At 41.1% G+C, this 7,801-nt stretch carries 6 protein-coding genes; all 6 read left to right on the forward strand.

Features of this window, described 5'->3' with window-relative positions:
• Positions 1-656, forward strand: a 656-nt coding sequence (locus AC1DPQ_RS11455; protein WP_477609354.1) for a M24 family metallopeptidase, incomplete at its 5' end; no start/stop codon positions are given.
• Positions 657-942: 286 nt separating this feature from the next.
• Positions 943-2,613, forward strand: coding sequence for a M1 family metallopeptidase (locus tag AC1DPQ_RS11460; RefSeq protein ID WP_477609356.1), 1,671 nt, complete (start codon positions 943-945; stop codon positions 2,611-2,613).
• Between the two features lie 478 nt (positions 2,614-3,091).
• Positions 3,092-4,009 carry a dihydrodipicolinate synthase family protein gene (locus AC1DPQ_RS11465; protein ID WP_029276121.1) on the forward strand — a complete coding sequence of 306 codons (918 nt, stop codon included), beginning with the start codon at positions 3,092-3,094 and terminating at the stop codon, positions 4,007-4,009.
• A gap of 14 nt (positions 4,010-4,023) precedes the next feature.
• The gene (locus AC1DPQ_RS11470; RefSeq protein ID WP_477584753.1) at positions 4,024-5,610 is read left to right on the forward strand and encodes an aldehyde dehydrogenase (NADP(+)); all 1,587 of its coding nucleotides are present in this window, start codon (positions 4,024-4,026) and stop codon (positions 5,608-5,610) included.
• Positions 5,603-6,604: a 4-hydroxyproline epimerase gene (locus AC1DPQ_RS11475; protein ID WP_477584754.1), complete on the forward strand. Its 1,002-nt coding sequence runs from the start codon at positions 5,603-5,605 to the stop codon at positions 6,602-6,604. The genes AC1DPQ_RS11470 and AC1DPQ_RS11475 overlap by 8 nt, the downstream gene beginning before the upstream one ends.
• A 39-nt stretch (positions 6,605-6,643) precedes the next feature.
• Positions 6,644-7,801 (forward strand): NAD(P)/FAD-dependent oxidoreductase (locus tag AC1DPQ_RS11480; RefSeq protein WP_477609359.1); only part of this gene is annotated, 1,158 nt, incomplete at its 3' end.

Here is a 7,801-nt window from a genome sequence, read left to right on the forward strand (position 1 = left end):
ACTCTGGTGTAGAAACAGCTTTAGGTTATGCAGGCGATCTTACACGTACTTTTCCGGTAGGCAAAAAGTTTAGTGCCGAGCAAAAAGATGTGTATGATATTGTATTGAATGCTTACACGCATGGCAAAAACATGTTGGCGCCGGGTGTAAGATACTTAGATGTGCATTTGGCCTCGTGTAAAATGCTGGCACAGGGTTTAAAAGATATTGGCCTGATGAAGGGTAATATAGACAATGCGGTGCAAGCCGGTGCGCATGCCATGTTTTTTCAATGCGGAACAGGCCATATGATGGGTTTAGATGTGCACGATATGGAAGATTTAGGTGAGCAATATGTAGGTTATACCGATGAACTGACTAAAAACACTGCCCAGTTTGGATTGAAATCGTTAAGGTTGGGTAAAGCACTCGAAGCAGGTTATGTGTTAACGGTAGAGCCAGGTGTTTATATTATTCCCGAATTAATAGACCGTTGGAAAGCCACCAACCAGTTTGCCGAATTTATTAACTACGATAAATTGGAACAGTTCAGAAACTTTAGTGGCATTAGGGTTGAAGACGATTTTCTGGTTACCGAAAGCGGAAGCAGGATGTTGGGTAAACATTTGGCCTTAACCACAGATGAAATCGAATCGATTAGAAGTGAAGCTTATTAGCTAGGGCGGTTATTTGGAATAACTGCTTTTTTTTGGAGCGCAGGGCTTTTCGGTTTTTTTAAAGGGTGGAGACCTTGRACAGAMGCACAGAACCAGGGTTAAATAAACCTGATAGAACGGATGCTCCCGATTTAAGCACGGTATATTTTATCTTTTATTGTGTGCTTGCTTGTTTCACAGGTTTCATCGGAGCAGGAGGGATAACAGGATTGAGCTAACCGATAAGTACTGCAATTGCTTTTCAAATTAATAATAACCTATTCAACATAATAACCAGCAAAAACATATGAAAAAACTAACCTCCCTAACCGTACTTTTCTTAACGTTTAGTACCATGCTTTTTGCGCAAAGCCCAAAAAAGGTTTACACTTTGGCCGATACCTTAAGGGGAAGCTTAAATGCCGAACGTACCTGGTGGGATGTGCAGCGTTACGAACTTTCTGTTAAACCCGATTATAATGATAAAAGTATAGCGGGCTCGAATAAAATCGTATACAAAGTAGTGCAGCATAATAGTGGTAATATGCGCATGCAGATCGATTTGCAGGAGCCATTAATTATTGATAGTGTTTTATACAACGGAAGTTCGAAGGTGAAATTCGAACATGTTGGCAGTGTTTGGTATGTGCATGTCCCAGCGCAAAAGTTATCTGCACTGAATAATGTTCATATTTTTTACCATGGAAAGGTTCATCAGGCTAAAAGAGCGCCCTGGGATGGTGGTTTTATCTTCACCACCGATTCGCTTTCGCGCCCATGGATGACGGTGGCCTGTCAGGGCCTAGGCGCTTCAGTATGGTATCCGAATAAAGATCATCAAAGCGACGAGCCTAATCTGGGCGCTTCTTTAACGATGACTGTTCCCGATACATTGGTAGCGGTAGGGAATGGGCGCCTGGTATTCAAGAAGGATAATCACGATGGTACCGTGACTTACCAGTACAATGTTAAAAATCCGATCAGTAATTATTGCATCATTCCTTACATAGGCAAATATGTAAATTTTAAGGAGAAATATGCTGGTGAAAAAGGTGCATTAGATGTGAATTATTGGGTACTCGATTACAATTATCCAAAAGCGAAAACTTATATGCCCGACCAGGTGCATAAAATGATGAAAAGTCTGGAGCATTGGTTTGGGCCATATCCTTTTTATGAAGATGGTTATCAACTTATCGATGCTTCGCATACAGGAATGGAGCATCAATCGGCAGTATCTTATGGCAATGGTTATAAGTTTGGCTATAGAGGTAGAGACATGTCGGGCGATGGTTGGGGCTTAAAGTGGGATTTCATCATTATCCACGAAAGCGGGCACGAATGGTTCGGCAATAACATTACCACTAATGATCTGGCCGATATGTGGGTGCACGAAGGTTTTACCAACTATAGTGAAACACTTTTTGTAGATTACATTTTTGGCAATAAAGCTGGGAATGAATACAATTTTGGGATCAGAAAAGGCATCCGGAATGATAGCCCTATTATTCCCCCTTATGGCGTAAATGCACAGGGCAGTGGCGATATGTATCCAAAGGGAGGGAACATGTTACACGCCATAAGGCATAGTTTAAATAACGACGAACTTTTTAGATCCATATTGCGTGGGCTCAACCAAACCTTTTATCATAAAACGGTAACCACCACTCAGATCGAAAATTATGTTTCAAAAAAAGCGGGTTACAATTTTTCAAAAGTTTTTGATCAGTACCTGCGTACGGTGCAAGTTCCTACATTCGAATATTACCTCAAAGGTGGCAAAGCTTTTTACCGATACAGCAATTGTGTTAAAGGGTTCAATCTGCCTTTAAGCCTGAAAAAAGAAGGCATTAAAGCGCTTAAAATTATCCCATCGCAAAACTGGCAACAGGTTGCGTTGGCTAAAGGTCAGGATGCGCTTTTTACAAAATCGGGTATCGAATTTATGTACTACCTAGAGGTGAAAAACACAAAATAATTGATCAAATAGGTTGCGTAGTAGGGTATTAAAGAGGCTGTATCATAATTATAGATTTGTCATCAAGAGCTTGTCGAAGGACTTGTTTAAATACCTCTTAAGGTGTTTCGACAGGCTCAACATGACATAATCTAAGGAGAAATTGCTTTTATTACAGTGCTGTTGGATGTTACCATCCGACAGATTTTATTAAGCTATTCTTTTTCGTGAGGATACCTTTTTTTGTTATATCTCATTTCTCCTACAAGAGCCTCAGCTTTTCCAAATCAATTGTGTCTGATTCAAATGGCGCATTTATAACCAATATCGGTTAAAATCCAATAATATTACTGTTTAGCAATCACCTAACTTTGAATGTCGTTTAACGGATTTATTACCGATATTTAATTAAATGATGATTTGCCAATTACCCGGCTTTTGGGTTAAAACGGGCTAGATTAATTTTTTGAATCATAATTATTAAAAACATAACATTACAATGAGTATCAAATGGACTGGGGTTTTCCCTGCTGTAACAACAAAATTTACGGCAAATGATGAGTTAGATTTTCCGGCTTTCGATTTAAATATCGAAGCGCAGTTAGAAGCAGGTGCTGAAGGGATTATCTTAGGCGGATCGCTTGGCGAAGCCAGTGTATTAACCGATGAAGAAAAGTTCGGTCTGTTATCGCATACCTTAACTGTTGTAAATGGCCGAGTGCCGGTTTTATTGAACATTGCAGAGTCGACTACAAAAAAAGCAATCGAAGTAGCTAAAAAAGCAGAATCGCTTGGTGCACAGGGTTTAATGTTGTTGCCGCCAATGCGTTATAATGCTGCTCCAGATGAAACTTTGGCCTTTTTTGGTGCCATTGCAGAAAGCACAAGCCTGCCGATCATGATTTATAACAATCCTGTTGATTATAAAATCGAAGTAACCTTAGATATGTTCGAGGTTTTGACAAAATATGATAACATTCAGGCGATCAAAGAATCAACAAGAGATGTATCGAACGTAACCCGATTGATCAACCGCTTTGGCGACCGTTTCAAAATATTTACAGGGGTAGATCCACTGGCGATGGAAAGTATTGTGATGGGGGCTCACGGATGGGTTGCAGGTTTAGTAGATGCTTTCCCGAGAGAAACAGTTGCCATTTTCAGACTGATTAAAGAAAACCGCATTGCTGAGGCGCTAACCATTTACCGCTGGTTTTTGCCTGTACTTGAGCTGGATATTCATGCAAAATTGGTACAGTACATTAAATTAGCTGAGGTAGCAACCGGATTAGGAACAGAAGCAGTTCGTGCACCCCGTTTACCAATAAGTGGCGCAGAGAGAGAAAAAGTATTGAAAATTATTAACGATGCATTAGCTGTTCGTCCGGAACTACCTGCAGGTAGCTGGGGAAAATAGTTTAAAAACCAAATATGAACGGAAAAAATATTGTAGCAAGCACCTATGTAGAAGTTAATGAAAGAAGCCTTAAAGCTATTAATCCCGCAACGGGATTAACGCTTGACGGTGAATTTTTTAAAGCGAACGATAGCCTTGTTAATGATGCCTTAACATCAGCAACATCGGCTTTCCAAAGCTATAGAAGCCTAAATAAAGATCTTAAAGCCGCTTTTTTAAATGCTATTGCCGATGAAATCGCTAATCTTGGCGGAGAGTTGGTAGACAGGGCTTCGGCAGAAAGCGGTTTGCCTTTAGGTCGTTTACAGGGCGAACTGGGCAGAACAACAGGCCAGTTAAGGTTATTTGCCAATCTGGTTGCCGAAGGCTCTTGGGTTGATGCAATTATCGATACTGCACTGCCTGAAAGACAGCCTTTGCCACGGCCTGATATTAGACGAATGCTGATCCCAATCGGGCCGGTAGTGATTTTTGGTGCAAGTAATTTTCCACTTGCTTTTTCAGTTGCAGGCGGCGATACAGCATCAGCACTAGCTTCTGGTTGCCCAGTAGTAGTTAAAGCACATCCCGCACATTACGGAACCAGTGCGATGGTAGGCGGTGCCATTATCAAAGCTGCCGAAAAAACGGGAATGCCTAAAGGTGTTTTCTCTTTGTTGTATGATGATGGTTATAACATTGGAGCAAGCTTGGTTCAGCACCCATTAACTAAAGCAGTAACGTTTACAGGTTCGTTTAAAGGAGGAATGGCCTTGATTAATCTTGCTCAACAGCGCGAACAACCTATTCCGGTTTTTGCCGAAATGGGAAGCATTAATCCGGTAATTTTTCTTCCCAAGGCAATAGAAAACCAGGCAGAAGAACTGGGTAAAAAATATGCTGCATCAATTACTTTGGGCGCTGGTCAGTTTTGTACCAACCCGGGTCTATTGTTAGCGGTTCAATCGCCGGCACTCGAAAATTTTAAAGCCGTTTTAAAAGAGGCAATTTCAACTATTCCATCTGCAACTATGCTTACCGAGGGTATTGCCAATAATTATGGTAAACTTTCAGCTGAGGTAGTAAATGAAGGTGGCGTTGCGCTTTTATCGGCATCAACAGTAAAAAATAGTGAACTTCAAAATCAATCGGAGGCGAAAGTTGCTCAGGTAAGTGCTGCTGATTTTATCAAAAATCCAAAACTTCGTGAAGAAATTTTTGGCCCATATTCGTTGTTGGTTGTTGCTCAGGATATTGCTGAACTTGAAAAAGCCATTGATGTTCTGGAAGGACAACTTACCGTAACCCTAATGGCCGAAAAACAGGAGCTTCAGCACTATCAAACTTTGGTAAATAAGCTGACTGATAAAACCGGAAGGATTATTTTAAATGGTGTGCCTACAGGCGTAGAAGTTTGTGCAGCTATGCAACATGGTGGACCGTTTCCTGCTACCAACGATAGTCGTTTTACTTCAGTTGGTTCAACAGCAATCAACCGTTTTGCAAGGCCATTGGCCTATCAGGATTGGGAACAGGAATTGTTGCCTGATGAATTGAAAGACGGAAATCCTTTAGGTATTTTCAGAACGGTTAACCAGATATTAACGAAATCTCATGAGTAAAACTTTTTTTTGTGTAGATGCACATACTTGCGGAAATCCGGTTAGGTTAGTTGCAGGCGGCGGCCCTCAGCTTATTGGCTCAAATATGAGCGAAAAGCGTCAGCATTTTTTGAAAGAATTCGATTGGATCAGAACAGGTTTAATGTTCGAACCACGCGGCCATGATATGATGTCGGGCAGTATTCTTTATCCGCCTCACGATCCAGCCAATGATGTAGCTGTGCTTTTTATCGAAACCAGTGGCTGCCTTCCAATGTGCGGCCATGGTACTATCGGTACCATTACTATTGCCATAGAGGAAGGATTGATTCAGCCCAAAATACCAGGTGTGATCAGAATGGAGGCCCCGGCCGGATTAGTCTTAATTGAATATAAGCAAGAAGGTAAAAAGGTTAAATCGGTTAAGCTGAAAAACGTAGCTTCTTACTTGGCGGCAGAAAATTTAGAAGTAGAATGCCCGGATTTAGGTACACTTACTTTTGATGTAGCTTATGGGGGTAACTTTTATGCCATTGTAGACCCACAGGAAAATTTTCCGGGACTGGAAAACTACACCGCTTCACAACTGATTACCTGGAGCCAGACCATCAGAAAACGCATCAACGAACAATATACTTTTGTACATCCTTTAGACCCGACGATAAATGGCTGTAGCCATGTGTTGTGGACCGGTAAAACAATCGACCCTACATCAACCGCCAGGAATGCAGTTTTTTATGGCGATAAAGCCATCGATCGGTCGCCATGTGGAACAGGCACCTCAGCCCGTTTAGCACAATGGTTTGCTAAAGGAAAATTAAAACAAGGAGAAGATTTTATCCACGAAAGTTTTATCGGCAGCAAATTTATCGGAAGAGTAGAAGAAGTTGTAGACTTAAACGGAATTAAAGCTATTATACCAAGTGTAGAGGGCTGGGCAAAAGTTTATGGTTACAATACCATTAAAATAGATGCCGAAGATGATCCATATGCATATGGATTTCAGGTGATTTAGTGAGTTTTTAAAAGAATATCAGCAGTATAAATTAAAAGAATGTCGAAAGTATTAATTATAGGTGGTGGAATAGTAGGTTTAACTTCAGCGTATTATCTGCAGAAAAAAGGCTACGAAGTTACAGTTTTAGATAAAGGAGATATTACCGACAACTGCTCTTTTGGTAATGCCGGGATGATTGTACCAAGCCATTTTGTACCCTTGGCTGCACCGGGCATGATAAAACAGGGTATCCGATGGATGTTTGACAGCAAAAGCCCTTTTTATGTTCGCCCATCTTTAAATGGGAACCTCATTAACTGGGGTTTGAAATTTATGAAGCATGCCACGGCAAAACACGTAAGCCAATCGGCAGCACCTTTACGCGATTTATCGTTACTGAGCAAAAAACTATATGAAGGCTTGGCAAAAGAGCCTGATTTCGATTTCGAATTAACCAACAACGGCATTCTGGCATTTTATAAAACAGAAAAAGCAGGAGAAGAAGAAGCGCATTTAGCTGCAAGGGCAATTGAACTGGGTTTGGATATGGCTGTATTAACAGCCGAAGAATGCCGCGCATTACAACCCGATTTAAAATTAGATGTTTTAGGCGCAGTACATTATCGTTGCGATGCACATCTTTACCCAACAAAGTTGATGAATGCTTTGCTTCAATATTTACTAAACAATGGTGTTAAGATAGAACGTGGCAGAGAGGTTGATAAAATTGAAACGGCAGGCAATCGCATTATGAAGGTTTTTACAGGCAATACTGCCTGGGAAGCCGATCAGTACGTTTTGGCAACTGGTTCATGGTCGCCTGCTGTGGCTAAAATGGCCGATGTTAAAATATCTTTAATGCCAGGTAAAGGTTATTCTTTTATGGAACCGGAACCTCAGCAACGGCTAACTATTCCGGCATTGTTATGTGAAGCCAGGGTGGCCATAACACCAATGAACGGGCAGATTAGGTACGGCGGCACAATGGAGTTAGATAAAATTAATACCCGCATTAATATGCAAAGGGTTAAAGGGATTGTAGAATCGGTTCCAGTATATTTTCCAGATTTAAACCCCGCACTTCCGGCAGAAAAAGATATCTGGTATGGTTTCCGTCCGTCATCACCTGATGGTTTGCCTTACATTGGCAGAAGCGAAAAAAGAGAAAATCTAATTATCGCTACGGGCCACGGTATGATGGGGTTAAGTTTAGGT

Source organism: Pedobacter sp. 01T416_2 (assembly GCF_056398925.1).

Bases quoted from the DNA above. Each gene is read 5' to 3' on its own strand.
- AC1DPQ_RS11465 (WP_029276121.1), top strand. From the start codon at position 3,092: ATGAGTATCAAATGGACTGGGGTTTTCCCTGCTGTAACAACAAAATTT.
- AC1DPQ_RS11475 (WP_477584754.1), top strand. From the start codon at position 5,603: ATGAGTAAAACTTTTTTTTGTGTAGATGCACATACTTGCGGAAATCCG.
- AC1DPQ_RS11470 (WP_477584753.1), top strand. From the start codon at position 4,024: ATGAACGGAAAAAATATTGTAGCAAGCACCTATGTAGAAGTTAATGAA.
- AC1DPQ_RS11460 (WP_477609356.1), top strand. From the start codon at position 943: ATGAAAAAACTAACCTCCCTAACCGTACTTTTCTTAACGTTTAGTACC.